The following is a 21215-nucleotide window of genomic DNA, read 5'->3' on the forward strand; positions in this document are numbered from 1 at the left end:
TCCATGCACATGGCTCGGTCCGAACAAAAATCGCTCTTCACGGCGGACCTGATCGTCCCGGCTTGTCGAGACGCCTTCCGCAAACTCAATCCCAAGGAACTGATCCGCAACCCGGTGATGTTCACCACCGCGATCGTCGCGGTCCTGCTGACCGTCCTGCTCCTTGTCGGGCAGGACAGCCTGGCCGTCGGCTTCAAGCTGCAGTTGGTGATCTGGCTCTGGCTCACGGTCCTCTTCGGCACCTTTGCCGAGGCGCTGGCCGAAGGCCGTGGCAAGGCGCAGGCCGCCTCGCTGCGCGCGACCAAGGCGGACCTGACCGCCAAGCGGCTGAAGGGCCATGGCGAAAGCTATGAAAATGTCGCCGCCAGCGCGCTGAAGCTGGGCGACGTGGTGCTGGTCCAGACCGGCGACCTGATCCCGTCCGACGGCGAGGTCGTCTCCGGCGTCGCCTCCGTCAACGAAGCGGCCATCACCGGCGAATCCGCGCCGGTGATCCGCGAGGCGGGCGGCGACCGTTCGGCCGTGACGGCGGGCACCCGCGTCATTTCCGACGAGATCCGCGTCCGCGTCACCGTCAATCCCGGCCAGGGCTTTCTCGATCGCATGATCGCGCTGGTCGAGGGTGCCGAGCGGCAGAAGACGCCGAACGAGATCGCCCTCACCCTGTTGCTGGTGGGCCTGACCATCATCTTCCTGATCGCGGTCGGCACCATCCCCAGCTTCGCCAGCTATGCCGGCGGCGCCATTCCGGTGGCGATCCTGGCGGCCCTGCTGATCACCCTGATCCCGACCACCATCGCCGCCCTTCTGTCGGCGATCGGCATTGCCGGCATGGACCGTCTGGTGCGCTTCAACGTGCTCGCCAAGTCGGGCCGCGCGGTCGAGGCGGCAGGCGACATCGACGTGCTGCTGCTGGACAAGACCGGCACCATCACCGTGGGTGATCGTCAGGCGACCGAATTCCGTCCGGTCGGCGGTGCCACCCCGGCCCAGCTCGCACAAGCCGCGCTGCTCGCCAGCCTGGCCGACGAGACGCCCGAGGGCCGTTCGATCGTGCTGCTGGCCCGCGAAGGCTTCAACCAGTCGGTAGATGCCCTGCCCGCCAATGCGGAGATCATTCCCTTCACCGCACAGACCCGGATTTCCGGCGTCACCATTGATGGATCGACGATCCAGAAGGGGGCAGTGGATTCGGTGCTGAAGGCCAATCCGGGCCTGGGTTCCACCCCGGTCGCCAACGAACTGCGCCGCATCACCGACGAGATCGCCCGTGCCGGCGGCACCCCGCTGGCGGTGGCCAAGGACGGCAAGCTGCTGGGCGCGATCTTCCTCAAGGATATCGTCAAGGCGGGCATCCGGGAACGGTTCGGTGAACTGCGCCAGATGGGCATCCGCACGGTGATGATCACCGGCGACAACCCGCTGACCGCCGCCAGCATCGCGGCCGAGGCCGGGGTCGACGACTTCCTGGCGCAGGCAACGCCGGAGGACAAGCTGGCCCTGATCCGCAAGGAACAGCAGGGCGGCCGCCTGGTCGCGATGTGCGGCGACGGCACCAACGACGCCCCTGCCCTGGCGCAGGCCGATGTCGGCGTCGCCATGAACACCGGCACCCAGGCCGCCCGCGAAGCCGGCAACATGGTCGACCTGGACAGCGATCCGACCAAGCTGATCGAGGTGGTGGGCCTGGGCAAGCAGTTGCTGATGACGCGCGGCGCGCTCACGACCTTCTCGGTCGCCAATGACGTGGCCAAATATTTCGCGATCATCCCGGCCATGTTCGTCGCGCTCTATCCGGGCCTTGGCATCCTCAACGTCATGGGGCTGGCCACGCCGGAAAGCGCGATCCTGTCGGCGATCATTTTCAACGCGCTGATCATTCCCTGTCTGGTGCCGCTGGCGCTCAAGGGCGTGACCTATCGCCCGATCGGCGCCGGTCCGCTGCTGGCCCGCAACCTCGCAATCTATGGCCTGGGTGGCCTGATCGCGCCGTTCGCCGGGATCAAGCTGATCGACCTTGCCGTCAACGGCCTCGGCCTCGCCTGAGGAAGGACAAACCCATGTTTATCGATTTCAAATCCGCCCTGCGTCCGGCCCTGACCATGACTTTGCTCTTCGCCCTGCTGCTGGGCATTGCCTATCCACTGGCGCTGACCGGCATCGGCCAGGCGGTGTTCCCGTCCCAGACCAATGGCAGCCTGGTCGAGGATCAGGGCAAGGTCGTCGGTTCGACCATCATTGGTCAGGCCTTCACCTCGGACATCTATTTCCACAGCCGTCCGTCGGCGGCGGGCAAGGGCTATGACGGCCTTGCCTCCTCCGGCTCCAACTATGGTCCGACCAGCCAGGCGCTGGCCGACCGCGTCAAGACCGACGTCGAGACTCTTCAAGCTGCTACACCTGGTCGTTTTGTTCCGTCCGATCTGGTGACCACCTCTGCCTCGGGGCTTGACCCCCATATCAGCCCCGAGGCAGCTTTTTATCAGGTCGATCGCGTCGCCGCCGCGCGCGGGATCGATGCGGCGCGCGTCCGCAGCCTGGTAGAACAGAGCGTCGAGCAGCCCCTGCTGGGCTTCATCGGCGAACCCCGCGTCAATCTGTTCGATCTCAATCGACGGCTGGATGCAATTGACGCTAAACGGACCAAGTGAACGAACAGCATCGCCCTGATCCAGAAGCCTTCCTGCGCGCAGCCGCGCAGGAAGGCCGTGGCCGCCTGAAGGTCTTTCTCGGCGCCGCACCGGGGGTGGGCAAGACATGGGAGATGCTGACCGAAGGACGGCAGCGGCGCGAGGCAGGCGTCGATGTCGTCGTCGGCGTGGTGGAGACCCATGGCCGGCGCGAGACCGAAGCGCTGGTCCATGGCCATGAGATCATCCCCCGCCGCACCGTCGACCATCAGGGCCACAGCCTGGGCGAGATGGACATCGACGCGATCCTGGCGCGCCATCCGCAGCTGGCGCTGGTCGACGAACTGGCACACAGCAATGCGCCGGGCAGTCGCCACCCCAAACGCTATCAGGATGTCGAGGAATTGCTGGCCGCCGGCATCGACGTCTATTCGACGATCAACATCCAGCATGTCGAGAGCCTCAACGACGTCGTCGCCTCCTTCACCCGCGTCCGCGTGCGTGAGACGGTGCCCGATTCGATCCTGGAACATGCCGAGATCGAAGTGGTGGACATTCCGCCCGACGAGCTGATCGAGCGGCTGAAGGACGGCAAGGTCTATATCCCGCAGGAAGCCAGCCGCGCCCTCAACCATTTCTTTTCCAAGTCGAACCTGACCGCCCTGCGCGAACTGGCGCTGCGCCGCGCCGCCCAGGCGGTCGATGCCCAGATGCTCGACTATGTCCGCGCCCATGCGCTGGCGGGCAGCTTCGCCGCCGGCGAGCGGGTGATCGTGGCGGTGAGCGAACAGCCGAGCGCCGCCGGCCTGGTCCGTTCCGCCAAGCGGCTGGCCGATGCGCTGCGCGCCCCCTGGACCGCCATCCATATCGAAACCCCGCGTGGGCCGCAGTTGTCGGACGAGGACCGGCAGCGTCTGGCCGATACGCTTGCCCTTGCCTCCCGTCTCGGCGCCGAGACCGCCTCCATCCCCGCCCCCAGCGTCGCCGACGGGCTGCGCAGTTTCGCCGCCGACGCGCGCGCCACCCAGATCGTGATCGGCAAGTCGGCACGCAGCTGGTGGTTCGAGCTGCGCCATGGGTCGGTGGTTGACCGGCTGGTGCGCGACATCGGCCCGGTCGCCGTCCATGTCATGCCCGGCGAGGAAAGCGCGCCGCGCCCCCGCACCGCCAGCAGCGGCCATTGGGGCGATCCGATCGGCTATGTCTGGTCGATGCTGGCAGTGATCGGCATGACCCTGCTCGGCCGGCTGATGCTGGAGGTGATCGACCTCGGCAATATCGCCCTTCTCTATCTGGTGCCGGTGATGTTCGCGGCGGCCAGTCATGGCCTGCGCACGGGTCTTGCCACCGGCCTGGCGTCCAGCCTTGCCTATAATTTCTTCTTCCTGCCGCCCACGGGCACGCTGACCGTCAGCAATCCGGAAAATGTCATCTCCATCCTCGTCTTCCTGGGGGTGGCGGTGGTCACCAGTCAGTTTGCCGCGCGGATGCACGCCCAGTCGGTCCTTGCCCAGTCCAGCGCCCGGCAGAATGCGACGCTGGCCGGCTTCTCGCGCCAACTCACCGCCTCGCCCAGCCTGGAGGAAATCCGCCACGCCATCTGCGCCGAGATCGCCCGGCTGTTCGACGTGCGCACCGTGCTGATGATCCCGTCGGATGAAGGGCCGCAATTGCGCGCTGCCTATCCGCCCGAGGACCGGCTGGACGAGATCGAGCGCGCCGCCGCCCGCTGGGCGATGGAGCATGGCGAGCCGGCCGGGCGCGGCTCCTCCACCCTCACCGCGTCGGACTGGCTGTTCCTGCCCGTGACCGCCAAGGACGCAGTGCTGGCCGTGATCGGCCTCGCGCGCGAGGATGCCGGCGAACCGGTCCGATCCGATCAGTTCCCGCTGCTGATGAGCCTGATCGACCAGGCCGCGATCGCGCTCGACCGCATGGCGCTGGAGGAGGCGATGCTCGAAGCCGGGCAGATTCGCGAGCGCGACCGGTTGCGCTCCGCCCTGCTCTCCTCGGTCAGCCATGATCTGCGCACGCCGCTCACCACCATCATTTCGGCCACGCGCGAGCTGCGCACCCATCCCTCGCCCGAGCTGATCGATACGCTGGATGGCGAGGCCCAGCGCCTGTCCCGCTTCGTCGCCAATCTGCTTGACATGGCGCGGGTGGAGGCCGGCGCATTGCCGATGCGGGCGGAGGCGACCGACCTGTTCGATGCGGTCGCCAGCGCCGCCCATGACAGCCGCAGCGCGCTGGCCGATCGCCAGCTCGACGTGCAGATCCCGCCCGACATCCCGCTGGTCCGGGTCGATCCGGTGCTGCTGCACCATATCCTCATCAACCTGCTCGACAATGCCGGCCGCTATGGCGATCCCGGCACGCCGGTGACCGTGCGCAGCCTGCGCGAACCCGACGCCATCAGCCTGTCGGTGATCGACCAGGGGCCGGGCATTCCGGCCGGCATGGAAGCGCGGGTGTTCGACACCTTCACCCGGCTGGAAGGATCTGACCGGTCGAAGACCGGTACCGGCCTGGGCCTCGCCATCGTCAAGGCCTTTGCCGAGGCGATGGGCCTTACCGTATCGGCGCGCACCGTTGCCGACCCGCCCGGCGCCTGTTTCACCCTGCATATTCCCCAATCCCTCATCCTCACCGACATCATGGAAAAGGACATCGCATGAAGCCGCGCCACAGCCTGCTGATCGTCGACGACGAACCGCAGATCCGCCGGCTGATCCAGGCCGCCCTCGCCCGCGCCGATTATGCCACGATCGAGGCGCAGACCGCGCGCGAAGCACTGGACAAGCTGCGCAGCGAGCGGCCCGACATCACCCTGCTGGACCTGGGCCTGCCCGATCGCGACGGGCTGGAGCTGGTGCCGATCATCAAGAAGGAAAGCGACACGACGCTGATCATCGTGTCGGCGCGTGACGCCACCGATGAGAAGGTCGCCGCGCTGGACCTGGGCGCCGACGATTATCTGACCAAGCCGTTCGATACCGACGAACTGCTTGCCCGCGTGCGGGTGGCGCTGCGCAACCGGATGACGCGCGACGGCGGATCGACCAAGGTGACGGCCGGCGACCTGACGATCGACCTAGTCGCCCATATCGTCACGAAGGGCGGGGTCGAGGTGCATCTGACGCCCAAGGAATATGGCGTGCTGGAGCAGCTGGCGCGCTTTCCCGGCCGGGTCATCACCCACAAGCAGATCATGGACCATGTCTGGCCCAACGAACATGCCCATCATGTCGAATATCTGCGCGTGCTGGTGCGCGGCCTGCGTCAGAAGCTGGAGGCTGACCCGCAACGCCCCCAGATCATCAGCAACGAACTGGGGATCGGCTACCGCCTGAAACAGGGCGCAGACTGACTTCTCTCCGAACGTCATCCCGGACTTGATCCGGGATCCATTCAAAGCTTCCTCACAGCCATAGCGCCGAATGGATCCTGACTTTCGTCAGGATGACGGCAACGAGGAAAGCCTTAGATCTCGATCTGCGACCCCAGCTCGACCACGCGGTTGGTCGGCAGGTTGAAGAAGGCCATCGGGCTTTCGGCATTGCGGATCATCCAGGCGAACAGCTTTTCGCGCCACATCGCCATGCCCGGCCGTTCCGACGGAATCAGCGTCTGGCGGCTGAGGAAATAGCTGGTGTCCTTGACGCTGATCGGCCCGCCACAGTCATGGACCGACTTCATCGCCGCCGGAATATCCACATCCTCCATGAAGCCATGGCGCAGGATCAGCCGGTAGAAACCCGATCCATGATCCTCCACCGTCGTGCGCCCCTGCAACGGCAGATGCGGCACGCCCTGGGTGCGCACGGTCAGGATGATGACCCGTTCGTGCAGCACCTTGTTATGCTTCACATTGTGCAGCAGCGCCGGCGGCACGCCGTCGGTGGTGGAGGAGAGGAAGATCGCCGTCCCCGGCACGCGTTTGAGCGAAGCCAGCGTCGATCGCACGAACAGGTCCAGCTCCATCGCCCCTTCGCGCAGATAATGGCGCATGATCCGCCGCCCGGTCGCCCAGGTGGTCAGCACGGTGAAGACCACCGCCGCGACCAGCAGCGGGAACCATCCGCCATCGGGGATCTTGGTCACGTTCGACGCGAAATAGGCGCCGTCGATGATCAGGAACAGGCCGGTGACGCCCGCCGCCGCCGGCAGTGGCCAGCGCCATACGCTGAAGGTCAGCACGCCCAGCATGCAGGCGGTGATGACCATCGTGCCGGTCACTGCGATGCCATAGGCGGCCGCCAAATTGCTGCTGTTGCCAAAGCCCAGCACCAGCAGGATGACGAAGATCAGCAGCAGCCAGTTGATCAGCGGCACATAGATTTGCCCCGCCGCCGAAGCGCTGGTGTGCAGGATGCGCAGGCGCGGCAGGAAGCCCAGCTGCACCGCCTGCTGCGTAACCGAGAATGCGCCCGAGATCACCGCCTGGCTGGCGATGATCGTCGCCATGGTGGCCAGGATCACCAGCGGCAGACGCGCCCAGTCCGGCGCCATCAGGAAGAAGGGATTCTGTGCCGCCGCCGGATTGTCGAGCAGCAGCGCCCCCTGCCCCAGATAGTTGAGCATCAGGCAGGGGAAGGCGGCATAGAGCCAGGCGATGCTGATCGCCTTGCGCCCGAAATGGCCCATATCGGCATAGAGCGCCTCCGCCCCGGTCACCGCCAGCACGACCGAGCCGAGCGCCAGGAAGGCGAGCCTGGGGTCGATCGCGAAGAAGCGGATCGCCCAGAGCGGATTGACGATGCCGATGATTTCGGGGTGCTGCACGATATTGGCGATGCCGAGCGCGGCGAGCGTGATGAAATAGATCGCCATGATCGGGCCAAAGGCCATGCCGACCATCGCCGTGCCGAAGCGCTGGATCAGGAATAGTGCGATCAGGATCAGGATCGCGATCGGCAGCACCATATCTGCCAGGCTCGCCTGCACGATGGTCAGGCCCTCGACCGCCGAGAGCACCGAAATGGCCGGCGTAATGATCGCGTCGCCATAAAAGAGCGCGGTCGCCAGCACCCCCAGCATCGCGATCGCCGGGGTCCAGCGGGTCTCGCCCAGCCGCCGGCCGATCAGTGCCAGCAGCGCCATGCTGCCGCCTTCGCCATCATTATCGGCGCGCATGACGATGAACACATATTTGACGGTGACGATCAGCGTCATCGTCCAGAAGATCAGCGAGAGGACGCCATAGATATGCAGCGGATCGACCGTCAGCGGGTGATGGCCGACGAAGCTTTCCTTGAGCGCATAGAGCGGCGAGGTGCCGATGTCGCCGAACACCACGCCCAGCGCACCGAGCGCAAGCGCAGCCGGTCGGCCATGCGGCGTGCGATCCTGGCCTGCGGCCGGATCCCCCTGTTCAGTCATCTATGCGTGCCCTTCGTCTTTCTATCGGGCCGCCATGCCATGAAAGGCCATTTGAAAACCATAGGGGTCTGCCCTCCCCGGCATAGGATTCGTATATGATTCCGGCCCGGACGGCCCGTATGCGCCTCAAATGCTATGAAATCCCTACGCAATCTGCCGGTTCCCTGTCTCGCATCCCTATGCCCGTCCGCTTAATTGCGATGCCGCCGCAACGGAGGCGGCATGCGATGCAAGATTGGCGTCCCCGCTGGACCCTGAAGATCGGCCTGCGCCTGCTCGGCCTAGCCTTGCTGGCCACGCTCTGGCCCGAAGGGCGCGCCCTGGCTGCGCTCGCCCATGGCCATCCAGCGGTCACCATCGGCCAATTGTCGCTCGCCGCGCTGGCCTTTCTTTGTGCCAGCGGCGGGATGGCGCTGCTGTTGATGGGCCCCGACCTGTGGAAGCCGGTGCGCCTCGCTGATCGCTGGACCGCGCGATAAGGTTCATGACCAAGATTTCATGATGGGATCATCCGGCGGGAAGCCGGGCCGGCCTATTGCCGCGTCATCGTCGCAGAGGAGTAGCGACGCGCGGACCACAGGCCATGACCAGACCCATTTTCTTCGATCCCACCGGCCGGCGCGGCATCTGGGCGCGGCGCGCCCTCGCCGCCCTGCTGTGCGCCATCATCGCCGCCACCATTGCCTTTGCGACGACGCTGATCGCCGTCCCGTCGGAAGGCGATCTGGCGCTGCCTTTGCCCCAGCCACGCGCCGCGCATCTGACCGGCATGTCGCGGCTGCGCCATGACCTGTCCAAATGGCTGCCGCGCTGGCCCGGCCATGTCGCACAGGCCCGTCCGCTCAATGTCGGCTTCTATGTCCCCGATGACGAAAGCAGCATCGCCTCGCTGCGCCGTCATGTCGGCCAGCTCGACTGGGTCGTGCCCGCCCTTGTGACCGTGCCGGGCAGCGATCCCGCGCCCCGATTCCATGCCGACCCGCGCCTGGACCAGATGATCGCCAGCATGGGCCGACCGCCCAAGCTGCTGCCGATGGTCCAAAATCTCGACGCCCATGGCTGGAACGGCGCCGGCACCGCCCGCCTGCTCGCCAATCCGGCCGCCAGCCGCCAGCTCGCCCAGCGGCTCGCCGCCTCGGTCGCGGCGCATCATGATGCCGGGCTGGTGATGGACTTTGAATCGCTGCCGTCCGGCGCGCTGCCCGCCTATCTCCATTTCCTGCGTCAGTTGCGCAGCGACCTGCCCGCCCGCGCCAAGCTGGCGGTGACCGCCCCCGCCGGCGAGGAATGGCCGCTCGCCCGCCTCGGCCAGATCGCCGACCATGTCATCTTCATGGCCTATGACCAGCACTGGCAGGGCGGCACGCCCGGCCCGATCGCGGCGCAGGACTGGTTCGCCCGCGCGGTCGAGGATGCCAGCCGCCGCGTCGGCCGCGATCGCATCATCGTCGCGCTCGGCAGCTATGGCTATGACTGGCATGATGGTGGCGCCGATGCCCTGTCGCTCGACGAAGCCTGGCTCGCCGCCCATGACAGCGACGCCCCGGTCAGCTTCGACCCCGCCAGCGGCAATGCCGGCTTCGCCTATGATGATGACGGCCATCGCCATCAGGTCTGGATGCTCGACGCCGCCGCCAGCTGGAACGAGCTGCAGGCGCTGCGCCGTCTGGGCATCCAGGGCGTAGCGCTGTGGCGGCTGGGCAGCGAGGATCCGGGCATCTGGTCCGATCTCACCGCCTTCCGCAACGGCAGCCGGCCCGACCTGCGCCAGGTCGCGAGCAAGCTCGACACCGATGTCGAGGGATCGGGCGAGATATTGCGCATCACCGCCACGCCGACCGACGGCAGCCGCTCGATCGCCTTTGGCCCGCAGGGGACGATCCTGCGCGAAACCTATCATGTCCTGCCCACCCCCTATCAGGTGCGGCGGACCGGCGGCGCCCAACCCAAGATGCTGGCGCTGACCTTTGACGACGGCCCGGACGCGACCTGGACGCCCAAGATCCTGGCGGTGCTGGAACAGCATCATGTGCCCGGTACCTTCTTCGTCATCGGCGAAAATGCGCTGGAGCATCCCGGCCTGTTGCAGCGGATCGTCGCCGACGGCGACGAGATCGGCAACCATAGCTACAGCCATCCCAATCTCGCCACCTGGTCGGACGAGAGCACGCGCCTCGAACTCAACGCCACCCAGCGGCTGGTCCAGGCCTATACCGGGCGCAGCATGAAGCTGTTCCGCGCCCCCTATTTCGGCGACGCCGAACCGACCACGGCGGACGAACTGGGTCCGGCACTGGCCGCGCAGAAGGCGGGCTATACCGTCGTCGGCCTGCACGTCGATCCCAATGACTGGCAGCGGCCCGGCACCGATACGATCGTCCGCCAGGTGATCGATCAGGTCCATGCCGCCGATGCCGAACGGTCCGGGAATATCATCCTGCTGCACGACGGTGGCGGCGAACGCTCACAGACGGTCGCCGCCCTGCCGCAGATCATCACCACCTTGCAGAAGGAAGGCTATCGCTTCGTACCGGTGTCGCGCCTTGCCGGCCTGTCGCGCGAAGCAGCAATGCCGCCGGTCCGTGCCGGCGACCTGACCGCCGTGCGCGTCGATGTCGGCATGTTCATCACCTTGGCCGTCATCTCGGCCCTGCTCGGCTGGATCTTCTATGTCGCCATCTCGCTCGGCATCGCCCGCGCGCTGCTGATGACCTTCCTCGCCTGGTTCCAGACCCGGCGTGATCGCCCGGCCCCGCTGGTCTATCAGCCGACCGTCTCGGTCATCATCCCTGCCTATAATGAGGCGCGGGTGATCGAGGCATCGGTGCGCCGTGTGCTGGCCAGCGACTATCCCGCATTGCAGCTGATCGTCGCCGACGACGGGTCGAAGGACGAGACCAGCGCCATCGTCACCCGCGCCTTTGCCGACGATCCGCGCGTCACCCTGCTGACCTTGCAGAATGGCGGCAAGGCGGCGGCGCTTAACCGCGCCCTCAAGGATGCCACCGGCGAGATATTGATCGCGCTCGACGCCGACACCCAGTTCGAGCCGCTCACGATCGCGCGGCTGGCGCGCTGGTTCGCCGATCCGGCGATCGGCGCGGTGGCCGGTGACGCCCGTGTCGGCAACCGGGTCAATCTCGTCACCCGCTGGCAGGCGCTGGAATATATCACCGCGCAGAATCTGGAGCGGCGCGCGCTCGCCGGCTTCGACGCCATGACCGTGGTGCCCGGCGCCGTCGGTGCCTGGCGCCGGACGGCGCTGGATGCGGTCGGCGGCTATCCCGAAGACACGCTGGCCGAGGATCAGGATCTGACCATCGCGATCCAGCGCGCCGGCTGGCGCGTCACCTTCGATCCCGAGGCGGTCGCCTGGACCGAGGCGCCTGAAAGCTTCAGGGCATCGTCGAAGCAGCGCTATCGCTGGGCCTTCGGCACGCTGCAATGCCTGTGGAAACATGCCGCCATCCTGCGCAGCCGCAAGCCGACCGGCCTCGCGCTGGTCGGTATGCCGCAGGCCTGGCTGTTCCAGATCGTCTTTGCCGCCATCTCGCCGCTGATCGATCTGGCGCTGCTGCTGTCGATCGCCGGGACGATCCTGCGCGTGCAGCAGCATGGCTGGGCCCAGACCAGCGGCGACGTCGCGACCATGGCGCTCTACTGGCTGGTGTTCACCGGCATCGATATTGCCTGCGGCTGGATGGCCTATCGGCTCGACGGCAACAAGGTGCGCTACCCCGCCCATCTGCTGGTTGCCCAGCGCTTCGTCTATCGTCAGATCATGTATTGGGTGGTGGTGCGCGCGATCGCATCGGCCATTGGCGGCTGGGTCGTGGGATGGGGCAAGCTGGAGCGGTCGGGTCGCGTCTCGGTCACGCCGGCTGCGGCGGCCCCAGGCATGAACAAAGTGTAACATGACACGTAACCCCGCCTCGCCCATTCTACCCGCAAACACAGCTCAGGACATGGCCAGGAACATGGAGGCCCCGCGCATAGACAAGACCGCAACCAGCCGCCTGCTGATCGGCCTGGCGCTGTGTGCGGCGTTGATGAGCGGCGCCTTCTTCCTGCACGTCCGCCGCGATGCGGAGGATCATGGCAGCGTGTCGGGCGCCAGCGCCCAATTGCTGCCGGGGCTGACGCTGGAAAATGCCGAGCCGGCCGGCACCGGCCTTGTCGTCACCAGCATGGAATCGAGCGGCCCGGCAGCCCGCGCCGGCATCGCCGTGGGCGACGACCTCATCCGTATCGACGGCACGCCGATCGCCTCGCTGGACCAGGCCAATGCCTATCTCAGCCAGCATGGCAACGCCCATCTCATATTGGGCTTGCGGCATCAGGATGCCGTCCGCATGGTGGCGCTCGACCGTTCGCCAGATTAGGGGGCCGCGCGCATGAGCCACAAGATTCTGGTGGTGGAGGATGATGCCGCCACCGCCGCCTATATCGTCAAGGGCATGACCGAGGCGGGCTTTACCGTCGATCAGGCGGATAATGGCCGTGACGGCCTGTTCCTCGCCAGCGACGGCAGCTATGGCGCGATCATCCTAGACCGGATGATGCCGGCGATGGACGGCATGGCGATGCTGAAGGCGCTGCGTGCCGCCAGCATCGAAACCCCGGTCATCTTCCTTTCCGCGCTCGGGACGCCCGAGGACCGGGTCGAGGGGCTCACCAGCGGCTCCGACGATTATCTGACCAAGCCCTTCGCCTTTGCCGAACTGCTCGCGCGGGTGCAGTTGCTGCTGCGCAAGGCCGGCGGCAATGCCGCGGTCGTCACCAGCCTGCGCTATGACGATCTCGACATGGACCTGCTCGCCCGCCGGGTGAAGCGCGCCGGCAAGGCGATCGACCTGCAACCGCGCGAATTTCGCCTGCTCGAATTCTTCCTGCGCCACCCCGACCAGGTCGTCACCCGCACCATGTTGCTGGAAGGCGTGTGGGACTATCATTTCGACCCCGGCACCAATGTGATCGACGTGCATATCAGCCGCCTGCGCCGCAAGCTGGACGACGTATCGGACCGGCCGCTGCTGCATACGGTGCGTGGCATGGGCTATCGCCTGGGCCTCGATGGCTGAGGTGGAGGCGCGGGCCGGGGCTGCGACCGGCTGGCGCGGCTTTGCCCGGTCGACCATCGGCCGTTTCGTCGGGCTCGCCTTCCTCTGCCAGTTCCTGGTGACCGGCGGCGTGCTGTTGTTCGTGCAGCAGGCGAGCCAGCGCACCGTCGTCGCCGCCGACCGCGATGCCGTCCATGACCTGCGCGACGAATTGCTGCGGGTCGCGCGGGAGCGCGGCGCGGCCGGGCTGCGGCAGGATATCGAACGGCGCCTGCCCACCGTGCGCAGCGAACGCATCGTGCTGTTGCTGACCGATGCGCAGGGCCGGATCGTCGCCGGCAATCTGGGCGCCTGGCCGACGACAATTCCCGACAATACCCCCTGGCGCACGATCGAGCTGTATCGCATCGGCGGCGAACAGCCCGAGCCGATCGGCGTCAGCACATCCCGCCTGCCCGATGGCGGCCGCCTGCTCGCCGGCATCGTCACGTCCCACAGCCTGCAACTGACCCGCATCTATGAGGAGGCGCTGACCATCGCCTTCCTGATGAGCCTGCTGCTCACCCTCATCATCGCCATCCTGCTCGGCCGGGTGCTGGCACGCCAGATCTCCGCGATCGCCGACACCGCCAATGCGGTCGCCGTCGGCGCCTTCCATCGCCGGGTCGCCACTGACGGCAGCGGCGACGCCTTCGATCGGCTGGGCCTGTCGATCAACGCCATGCTGGAGCGCATCGACGCGCTGGTCAGCCAGTTGCGGATGATGACCGATGGCCTGGCCCATGATCTGAAATCCCCCGTCACCCGCCTGCTCTCGGTGGTCGAGCAGGCCAGCACCCAGACCCGCGACGACCAGGCGCTCGACGCGCTGGAAAAGGTCCATCGCGAGGCGCAGACGCTTCAGGGGATGCTCTCGACCGCCCTGCTCATCAGCCGTACCGAGGCAGGCTTCGGCAGCGACCGGATGCGCGACACGCCCATCGCCGAACTGCTGAAGGATCTGGCCGAAGTCTATGGCCCGCTGATCGAGGATAGCGGCTTCACCCTCCATGTCGCCGCCCCCGCCGGCCTCGCCTTCCCGCTCCACCGCGAACTGGTGAGCCAGGCGATCGCCAATCTGGTCGAGAATGCGCTGAAATATGCCGAGGGCGGCGACAGCATCGCGCTTGAAGCCGCGATGGATAGCGACGCGCTCAGCATCAGTGTCAGCGACAATGGGCCGGGCATTCCCGCCGACCAGCATGAGGCGGCGATGAAACGCTTCGGCCGACTCGACCCGTCGCGCACCAAGCCCGGATCGGGGCTGGGCCTGTCGCTGGTCGAGGCCGTGGCACGGCTGCATCATGGCGCACTGCTGCTGGGCGATGCCGCACCCGGCCTGCGCGCGACATTGCGCCTGCGCCGCCCCGCCTGAGCAGCGCCCGATTTTCCAGCGATTTCAGGGGAAAGGCACATCCCGGCCGACAGCGTAGCGCGTGCAGTCGCCGGCCATCGACCGGGATGAAGCATTGCCACCCTTTTGGAGAGGGGAGTGACAACGTTGTCCTGCGCATTAGCGCGTAGCCGCAGGGGTTGCAACAGCGATTTGCCACGGCTCGTCGCAGGACATGAAAAAAGCCGCCAAGCCCTTGCAGGCCGGCGGCTTATTTTCTGTCGGTCGGCTTGTATCAGCCGCCGTAGAGATTGGTCGGCAGGCCCTTCACACCGCATTCCACCTCGAAAAAGGCGCCGTCATAGTCGGATTCGGGCAGGCCGATCGCGGCCGAGCTGACGAACATGCGGTCGAGGTCGGGACCGGCGAAGGTGATGTTGGTCACTTGCTTGGCTGGCAGTTCGATCGCCCGATCGAGCTTACCCTCGGGCGAAAAGCGGCTGATCCGCGAACCGCCCCAATGGGCCACCCACAAATAGCCTTCGGCATCCACCGTCATGCCATCGGGATGGCCATCGGCTTCGGTGAAGGTGATGAAGGGCTGGCGATCGTGAATCGTTCCGTCCGGGCCGCGGCAGAAGCGATACATGATCCGGCGGCCGGTATCGCTATGATAGAGATACTCGCCGCAGGCCGAGAAGGCCGGGCCGTTGGGCACGCGATAGCCATCGTCCATCACTGTGACCGAACCATCGGGATCGAGGCGATAGAGCGCGCCGACATCCTGCCCTTCGGCCATGTCCATCGTGCCGCACCAGATGCGGCCATCCTTGTCCGCCTTGCCATCGTTCATGCGATTGCCGGGCAGATGCGGTTCGGGATCATGGATCGGGGTGATCGCCAGCGGGTCCAGCGTGAAGCTGGCAAAGCCGCTCTGGAAACCACCGATGAAGCCGCCCTGCGCCCGCTCGGCCACCCAGCCAAGCGGTTCGGGCATGGCCCAGCGCGACACCTGGCCATCGTCGAGCGACAGGCGGTTGAGCGCCGGGGCGAGGATATCGACCCAATAGACGGCATTTTCACGGGCGGACCAGAGCGTCCCCTCCCCCAGCGTGTCGCGGATATCGCCGCGTTCGATCTTGCGCCAGGCGGTCATGTCAGCGCTTCACCGACAGGCGATAGACCATCTGGTGATGATAGGGCTTGCCCGGATCGACCCGCGCCGAAACGAAGCTCGGCTGATTGGGCGAGTCGGGGAATTTCTGCGGTTCCAGCGCGATGCCGTCACCCATGCGATACACATGGCTGTTCTTGCCGATGAAGGTGCCGTCCAGGAAATTGCCGGTATAGAATTGTACGCCCGGCTCGGTGGTCAGCACTTCGAGGACGCGGCCCGATGCCGGATCTTCCAGACGCGCGGCCAGGCCCGGCATCTTGGTCAGCCCCTTGTCGAGCGCGAAATTATGGTCATAGCCGCGGCCCGCGATGATCTGCGCATCATGGCCATCGCGAATGCCGTCGGCAACGCGGCGACCATTGCGGAAGTCGAACACGCCGCCTTCCACCGGCTTCAGTTCGCCGGTCGGGATCAGGTTGGCATCGACCGGGGTATAGGCCTTGGCCGGAATCGTCAGCACATGGCCCAGCGCGCCGTCGGTCGAGCCTTCGCCGCCCAGGTCGAAGATCGCATGGTTGGTCATGTTGACGATGGTCGGCTTGTCGGTCTTCGCGTCGAACGCAATGCCCAGATTGCCACTCTCATCCAGCGTGTAGGTGACGGTGACGTCCAGCTTGCCGGGATAGCCCGAATCGCCATCGGGGCTGACCAGCGACAGTATCAGCGTCGCGACCGGGCCGCTCTTGACCGACACGACCTTCCACACCTGCTTGTCGAAGCCCTTGCCGCCGCCATGCAGCGAATTGACCTTGTCGTTGAGCGGCAGCTGATAGGCCTTGCCATCAAGGCTGAACTTGCCGCCGGCGATGCGGTTGGCATAGCGGCCTACGGTCACGCCGAAAAAGTTGGGATGGTCGACATAGCCGGCCAGATCGTCATAGCCGAGCAGCACATCGGCGCTCTTGCCGTCCTTATCCGGGCCGGACAGCGACTGGAGCGTCGCGCCATAGCTCAGGATCTTGGCCGACACGCCATGGCTGTTGCTCAGCGTGATCGTCTCGATCGCGGTGCCGTCCGCCAGCTTGCCGGCCGGGGCACGGCTGGCATCCGCCGCCATCGCCGTGCCGCTTGCGAGCGACAGGGCCAGTGCGTATGACAGCGCTGTTTTCAAATCGACGACCTTTCGCATGGACTTCCTCTCGTGAAACCTACGCCCATTGACGGGCGGTTACGGGGGATATACTCCGACAAAATAAGCGGACGCAACCCTAGATCGGTCTCGTCAGCTAGTGGAACTGCACTGGAGAAGGATGAATGGCAGGACCGATTTCCTCAGGCGCTGCGCCGGTCGCAACGCATAACCCCGGCACGCGTTATGGGCCCGCGCTCGCGCTGCTGGCCAGCCTCTTCTTCATGTGGGGCTTCATCACCGTCATCAACAACACGCTGCTGCCGCATCTGCGCAGCGTGTTCGAGCTGAGCTATACCCAGACGACCTTGATCGAATCGGTCTGGTTCATCGCCTATTTCGTCGCCTCGATTCCCTCGGCCAAGCTGATCGAGCGGGTCGGCTATCAGAAGTCGCTGGTGATCGGCCTGCTGATCATGGCTGCCGGCGCGCTGGGCATGACGGTCGCCGCGTCGATCCCCTCCTATGGCGTGACCCTGGTCATGCTGTTCGTGATCGCTAGCGGCATCACCCTGCTGCAGGTCGCCGCCAACCCCTATGTCGCGGTCGTCGGCAAACCGGAAACCGCCTCGTCGCGCCTCAACCTGGTGCAGGCGATGAACTCGGCCGGCACGATGCTGGCCCCGATGTTCGGCGCCTATCTGATCCTCGGCCGGTCGAAGGCCGGCACGGCGCAGGGCGAAGTCGTCCTGACCCAGGCCGAACGCCTGGCCGACGCCCAGTCGGTGATCCTGCCTTATGTGCTGGTCGCGATCGTGCTGGTGGTGCTAGCCTTCGTCATCGCCCGCTTCCCCCTGCCCGCCATGGGCAGCGCGACCTCGCGCCTGGCCAAGGAAGAGCGCAAGAAGCATTCGCTCTGGTCGCACCGCAACCTGGTGTTCGGCATCCCGGCGATCTTCATCTATCTGATCGCGGAAATCGGCGTCGCCAACCTGTTCGTCAATTTCGTCAGCCAGCCGACCATCGCCAACCTGACCCATGAGCAGGCCGGCAATTATCTGTCGCTGCTGTGGGGCGGCATGATGGTCGGCCGCTTCGCCGGTTCGGCGATCATGCAAAAGTTCGACGCGGGCCATGTCCTCGCCGCCTTCTCGGTCGGTGCCTTCATCGTGATGATGGTCACCGTCTTCACCACCGGCCCGGTCGCCATGTGGTCGCTGATCCTGGTCGGCCTGTTCCACTCGATCATGTTCCCGACCATCTTCACCCTCGGCATCAAGGGCCTCGGCCCGCTGACCGAAGAAGGTTCGGGCCTGCTGGTGATGGCAATCGCCGGTGGCGCACTGGTCGTGGTGCAGGGCTGGATGGCCGACCATTATGGCCTGCAGACCAGCTTCCTGCTGACCGCCGCCTGCGAACTCTATGTCCTCTTCTACGCCCTGTGGGGATCGAAGACGACGCAGGCGCTGCCGGAGCCGGAACTGCACTAAACGTCAGGCTTGGACCCAAACAGAAAAGGCCGGGGTGGATCGCCACCCCGGCCTTTTCTGTTTGGGTTGTTTTGCTAGGCGCCTACGGCGCCTCCCCTCAGCGCCCCATCGTGCTCGCCGTATCCTCCAGCGCCAGGTCGACCAGCACACCCATCGCCTCGGCCGCCGCGACCGGATCGCCCGCCGCGATCGCGTCATAGACGCGGACATGGTCGGGAATCGGGTTGCGCGGCAGGGCGCGGGCGCGCTGCTTGAACTGGGTGGTCCAGTTGACCGCCGCGCCGATGCTGGCAGTCAGCGTCAGCAAGGCATCATTGCGCGTCGCGTTCAGGATCGCATTGTGGAAATCGCGGTCGGCCGCGCGCCCTGCCTCGGTCGCCAGCGTATGGCGGCGCATCGCGGTCAGCGCATCCTTCATGATGCGCAGATCCTCCTTGTCGCGCCGCATCGCCGCCAGCCGCGCTGCTGCCGGCTCGACGATGGCGCGCAGCTCGAACAGGTCGCGCACGAACTGGATGTCGGGTTCGCCGGCAAAGGCCCAGGCCAGCACTTCAGGGTCCAGCAGGTTCCAGCGATTGCGCGGCAGCACGCGGGTGCCCGCCTTGGGCCGGCTTTCGACCAGCCCCTTGGCGGTCAGCACCTGGATCGCCTCGCGATAGGCGCTGCGCGATACTTCCAGTTCCTCGGCAAAGGCGACTTCGCCCGACAGCGTGTCGCCGGGCTGATATTGGCCGGACAAGATCGCCATGCCCAGCTTGTGCGCGATCGCGCCATGCAGCCGGCGACCGGGGCCGCGCGTCGGCTTGGCCGCCCCTCCGCCATTGTCCGCCCCTGCCCCATTTCCGGGCGGCTTCCCCTGTTCCATTCACGCTCCTCTCGGCCTGCCCCTCATCAGGCATGGCTCTTCTTAAAAGACAATCATTGCCATTACCATCTTCCTGTAATATGTCGGAGTAATTAAGGGATGGAAAGGGAAAAGGCGGCCGCCATTCGGCTGATTGCCCGACCTTTCCAGGCAGCGCGCCAGCTTGGCGCAAAGCGGGATTGTCTAGCCAATACCAGCGCCATGGATCGGCGCGCGGGAGGAGAGTTTTTCATGACATTGCGTCTGTTGCAGCACCGCGCCGAAAACGGCGTCCGGTCCGTGATCGCGGCCGAAGGTGAAACCGCCCATTTCGTTCCCGGTTTCGACAGCATCCGCGCGCTCGCGCTGCATGCCATCGACCGCAAGATCAGCCTGGCCGAAGCGGTCGCCGCCGCGGGCAAGGGTGATGCTGTCAACATCGGTGTCGCTTTCGAGGCCGGCGAACTGCTCGCCCCGATCGACCATGAGGATGGCGCCCATATCCAGCTGACCGGCACCGGCCTCACCCATCTCGGCTCGGCCGAGGGTCGCGACAAGATGCACCGCGAAGCGGCCGCCGTCGAAAAGCAGACCGATTCGATGCGCATGTTCCTGGAAGGGCTGGAGGGCGGCAAGCCCGCCGCTGGCCAGACCGGCCAGCAGCCCGAATGGTTCTACAAGGGTGACGGCTCGCAGCTCGTCGGCCCGACCGACCCGCTCACCATGCCAGCCTTTGCCAAGGATGGCGGCGAGGAACCGGAAATCGCCGGCATCTACATCATCGGCCCCGACGGCATGCCCTATCGCCTCGGCCTCGCGCTCGCCAACGAGTTCAGCGACCATGTGACCGAGCGCCACAATTATCTGTGGCTCGCCCACTCCAAGCTGCGCCAGGCTTCGCTTGGCCCGGAACTGCTGGTCGGCACCCCGCCCGAACATATCGAGGGTACCAGCCGCATCCTGCGCGACGGCCAGACCATCTGGGAAAAGCCGTTCCTGTCGGGCGAAGGCAATATGTCGCACAGCTTCGCCAACCTGGAACATCATCATTTCAAATATGACCTGTTCCGCCGCCCCGGCGACGTCCATGTCCATTTCTTCGGCACCGCCACCCTGTCCTTCAGCGACGGCGTGCAGACGCAGGAAGGTGATGTGTTCGAAATCATCGCCGCGCCGTTCACCCTGCCGGTGCGCAATGCGCTCAAGCGTGCCGAACCTGTCGAAGTGACCGTACAGGCGCTCTGAAGCGATGGACCCGATCCGCATCGCGATCATCGGCATCGGCAAGATTGCACGCGACCAGCATGTCCCCGCCATCCGTGGGAACAGCGCGTTCAGTCTTGCCGCGACGGTCAGCCCGCATGACGCCGGGCTGGACGACGTGCCGCACCATGCCAGCCTGGACGAATTGCTGGAACAGGGTCCGGCCGTCGATGCGGTCGCGCTCTGCACCCCGCCCCAGGTCCGTTACGACCTGGCGGCGCAGGCCCTGGCCAAGGGCATCCATGTCTTCCTGGAAAAGCCGCCCGGCGCGACCCTGGCTGAAGTGGCCGCGCTCAGCGCCCGTGCCGACAAGGTCGGGGCCAGCCTGTTCGCGGCCTGGCATTCGCGCTTTGCCGCCGGCGTCGCCCCGGCCCGCGCCTGGCTTGCCGAACGGCGGATCGACAAGGTGTCGATCATATGGCGTGAAGATGTCCGCGTCTGGCATCCGGGCCAGGCCTGGATCTGGCAGCCCGGCGGCCTGGGCGTGTTCGACCCCGGCATCAACGCCCTGTCGATCGCGACCCATATCCTGCCGCGCCCCTTCTTCCTGAAGGACGCGACCCTGGTGCTGCCGGAAAACCGCGCAGCGCCGATCGCCGCCGACATCCTGTTCCGCGACACCGCCGGCGCCGAAATCCACATGGATCTCGACTGGCGCCAGACCGGCCCGCAAAGCTGGGACATCATCGTCGAAACCGATGCCGGCCCCTTGAAGCTCAGCCATGGCGGCGCCGTGCTGTCGCTGCCCAGCGGCACCGAACATGGCGAGGATATCGAATATGCCGGCCTCTACAGCCGCTTCGCCACATTGATCCGCGGTGGCCGCAGCGATGTCGACACCGACCCGCTGCGCCTGGTCGCCGACGCCTTCCTGCGCGGCAAGCGGGAAACCACCGACGCATTTCACGACTGACATTCGAGAGGAGAG

Annotated in this window: 16 protein-coding genes; 12 read left to right on the top strand and 4 right to left on the bottom strand. The window is 66.1% G+C overall.

The features are described from left to right. Positions 1 to 9 precede the first annotated feature (9 nt). The 4 genes from kdpB to ACUCV3_RS03920 are packed head-to-tail and all read left to right on the top strand — an operon-like array spanning position 10 to position 6000. Complete coding sequence (gene kdpB, locus ACUCV3_RS03905; protein ID WP_048937395.1) at positions 10 to 2046, top strand: potassium-transporting ATPase subunit KdpB; 2037 nt, start codon at positions 10 to 12, stop codon at positions 2044 to 2046. 14 nt (positions 2047 to 2060) lie between these two features. Continuing rightward, on the top strand, positions 2061 to 2651 hold the full coding sequence (gene kdpC, locus ACUCV3_RS03910) for a potassium-transporting ATPase subunit KdpC (RefSeq protein ID WP_048937396.1): 591 nt from the start codon (positions 2061 to 2063) through the stop codon (positions 2649 to 2651). Further along, entirely contained in the window at positions 2648 to 5308 is a 2661-nt protein-coding gene (locus ACUCV3_RS03915; protein WP_048937397.1) for a sensor histidine kinase, read from the top strand. The genes kdpC and ACUCV3_RS03915 overlap by 4 nt, the downstream gene beginning before the upstream one ends. Then, entirely contained in the window at positions 5305 to 6000 is a 696-nt protein-coding gene (locus tag ACUCV3_RS03920; RefSeq protein WP_004208485.1) for a response regulator, read from the top strand. Before ACUCV3_RS03915 ends, ACUCV3_RS03920 begins: the two co-directional genes overlap by 4 nt. A gap of 113 nt (positions 6001 to 6113) precedes the next feature. On the opposite strand, the gene ACUCV3_RS03925 is transcribed toward ACUCV3_RS03920, so the two are convergent. Beyond that, positions 6114 to 8012, bottom strand: coding sequence for a potassium transporter Kup (locus tag ACUCV3_RS03925; protein WP_048937398.1), 1899 nt, complete (start codon positions 8010 to 8012; stop codon positions 6114 to 6116). Between the two features lie 227 nt (positions 8013 to 8239). Between ACUCV3_RS03925 and ACUCV3_RS03930 the strand changes: the two genes are divergently transcribed. From ACUCV3_RS03930 to ACUCV3_RS03950, 5 genes are all read left to right on the top strand, one after another. Further along, positions 8240 to 8491, top strand: a complete 252-nt coding sequence (locus ACUCV3_RS03930) for a hypothetical protein (RefSeq protein WP_048937399.1) — start codon at positions 8240 to 8242, stop codon at positions 8489 to 8491. A gap of 104 nt (positions 8492 to 8595) precedes the next feature. Then, complete coding sequence (locus ACUCV3_RS03935) at positions 8596 to 11925, top strand: trifunctional glycoside hydrolase family 18/polysaccharide deacetylase/glycosyltransferase family 2 protein (RefSeq protein ID WP_482240388.1); 3330 nt, start codon at positions 8596 to 8598, stop codon at positions 11923 to 11925. 64 nt (positions 11926 to 11989) lie between these two features. Then, positions 11990 to 12394, top strand: coding sequence for a PDZ domain-containing protein (locus ACUCV3_RS03940; RefSeq protein WP_010338093.1), 405 nt, complete (start codon positions 11990 to 11992; stop codon positions 12392 to 12394). Positions 12395 to 12406: 12 nt separating this feature from the next. Further along, a complete protein-coding gene (locus ACUCV3_RS03945) occupies positions 12407 to 13093 on the top strand; it encodes a winged helix-turn-helix domain-containing protein (protein ID WP_004208490.1) in 687 nt (228 codons plus the stop codon). Continuing rightward, positions 13086 to 14486 carry a sensor histidine kinase gene (locus tag ACUCV3_RS03950; protein ID WP_048937401.1) on the top strand — a complete coding sequence of 467 codons (1401 nt, stop codon included), beginning with the start codon at positions 13086 to 13088 and terminating at the stop codon, positions 14484 to 14486. Before ACUCV3_RS03945 ends, ACUCV3_RS03950 begins: the two co-directional genes overlap by 8 nt. A 253-nt stretch (positions 14487 to 14739) precedes the next feature. On the opposite strand, the gene ACUCV3_RS03955 is transcribed toward ACUCV3_RS03950, so the two are convergent. Together ACUCV3_RS03955 and ACUCV3_RS03960 are read right to left on the bottom strand one after the other, a co-directional pair. Beyond that, positions 14740 to 15600: an SMP-30/gluconolactonase/LRE family protein gene (locus tag ACUCV3_RS03955; RefSeq protein WP_048937402.1), complete on the bottom strand. Its 861-nt coding sequence runs from the start codon at positions 15598 to 15600 to the stop codon at positions 14740 to 14742. A gap of 1 nt (position 15601) precedes the next feature. After that, positions 15602 to 16750 carry an aldose epimerase family protein gene (locus ACUCV3_RS03960; RefSeq protein ID WP_048937403.1) on the bottom strand — a complete coding sequence of 383 codons (1149 nt, stop codon included), beginning with the start codon at positions 16748 to 16750 and terminating at the stop codon, positions 15602 to 15604. 125 nt (positions 16751 to 16875) lie between these two features. Between ACUCV3_RS03960 and ACUCV3_RS03965 the strand changes: the two genes are divergently transcribed. After that, positions 16876 to 18180: a sugar MFS transporter gene (locus tag ACUCV3_RS03965; RefSeq protein WP_004208494.1), complete on the top strand. Its 1305-nt coding sequence runs from the start codon at positions 16876 to 16878 to the stop codon at positions 18178 to 18180. A 97-nt stretch (positions 18181 to 18277) separates the two neighbouring features. Here the strand turns inward: ACUCV3_RS03965 and ACUCV3_RS03970 are convergent, their stop codons facing one another. Further along, positions 18278 to 19045 (bottom strand): FadR/GntR family transcriptional regulator, encoded by a 768-nt coding sequence (locus ACUCV3_RS03970; protein WP_010338088.1) that lies wholly within the window; start codon positions 19043 to 19045, stop codon positions 18278 to 18280. Between the two features lie 231 nt (positions 19046 to 19276). Here ACUCV3_RS03970 and araD1 point away from each other — a divergent pair, with 231 nt between their 5' ends. Both araD1 and ACUCV3_RS03980 read left to right on the top strand, forming a co-directional pair. Next, positions 19277 to 20269: an AraD1 family protein gene (araD1, locus tag ACUCV3_RS03975; protein ID WP_048937455.1), complete on the top strand. Its 993-nt coding sequence runs from the start codon at positions 19277 to 19279 to the stop codon at positions 20267 to 20269. Positions 20270 to 20273: 4 nt separating this feature from the next. Further along, positions 20274 to 21200 carry a Gfo/Idh/MocA family protein gene (locus ACUCV3_RS03980; protein WP_048937404.1) on the top strand — a complete coding sequence of 309 codons (927 nt, stop codon included), beginning with the start codon at positions 20274 to 20276 and terminating at the stop codon, positions 21198 to 21200. Positions 21201 to 21215: the final 15 nt, after the last annotated feature.

It is taken from the genome of Sphingobium sp. VMM (genome assembly GCF_056790315.1).

Excerpts from the sequence above, each read along its gene's own strand:
- kdpB (WP_048937395.1), top strand. The coding sequence starts at position 10 with ATGGCTCGGTCCGAACAAAAATCGCTCTTCACGGCGGACCTGATCGTC.
- kdpC (WP_048937396.1), top strand. The coding sequence starts at position 2,061 with ATGTTTATCGATTTCAAATCCGCCCTGCGTCCGGCCCTGACCATGACT.
- ACUCV3_RS03920 (WP_004208485.1), top strand. The coding sequence starts at position 5,305 with ATGAAGCCGCGCCACAGCCTGCTGATCGTCGACGACGAACCGCAGATC.
- ACUCV3_RS03925 (WP_048937398.1), bottom strand. The coding sequence starts at position 8,012 with ATGACTGAACAGGGGGATCCGGCCGCAGGCCAGGATCGCACGCCGCAT.
- ACUCV3_RS03930 (WP_048937399.1), top strand. The coding sequence starts at position 8,240 with ATGCAAGATTGGCGTCCCCGCTGGACCCTGAAGATCGGCCTGCGCCTG.
- ACUCV3_RS03935 (WP_482240388.1), top strand. The coding sequence starts at position 8,596 with ATGACCAGACCCATTTTCTTCGATCCCACCGGCCGGCGCGGCATCTGG.
- ACUCV3_RS03940 (WP_010338093.1), top strand. The coding sequence starts at position 11,990 with ATGGAGGCCCCGCGCATAGACAAGACCGCAACCAGCCGCCTGCTGATC.
- ACUCV3_RS03945 (WP_004208490.1), top strand. The coding sequence starts at position 12,407 with ATGAGCCACAAGATTCTGGTGGTGGAGGATGATGCCGCCACCGCCGCC.
- ACUCV3_RS03950 (WP_048937401.1), top strand. The coding sequence starts at position 13,086 with ATGGCTGAGGTGGAGGCGCGGGCCGGGGCTGCGACCGGCTGGCGCGGC.
- ACUCV3_RS03955 (WP_048937402.1), bottom strand. The coding sequence starts at position 15,600 with ATGACCGCCTGGCGCAAGATCGAACGCGGCGATATCCGCGACACGCTG.
- ACUCV3_RS03960 (WP_048937403.1), bottom strand. The coding sequence starts at position 16,750 with ATGCGAAAGGTCGTCGATTTGAAAACAGCGCTGTCATACGCACTGGCC.
- ACUCV3_RS03965 (WP_004208494.1), top strand. The coding sequence starts at position 16,876 with ATGGCAGGACCGATTTCCTCAGGCGCTGCGCCGGTCGCAACGCATAAC.
- ACUCV3_RS03970 (WP_010338088.1), bottom strand. The coding sequence starts at position 19,045 with ATGGAACAGGGGAAGCCGCCCGGAAATGGGGCAGGGGCGGACAATGGC.
- araD1 (WP_048937455.1), top strand. The coding sequence starts at position 19,277 with ATGACATTGCGTCTGTTGCAGCACCGCGCCGAAAACGGCGTCCGGTCC.
- ACUCV3_RS03980 (WP_048937404.1), top strand. The coding sequence starts at position 20,274 with ATGGACCCGATCCGCATCGCGATCATCGGCATCGGCAAGATTGCACGC.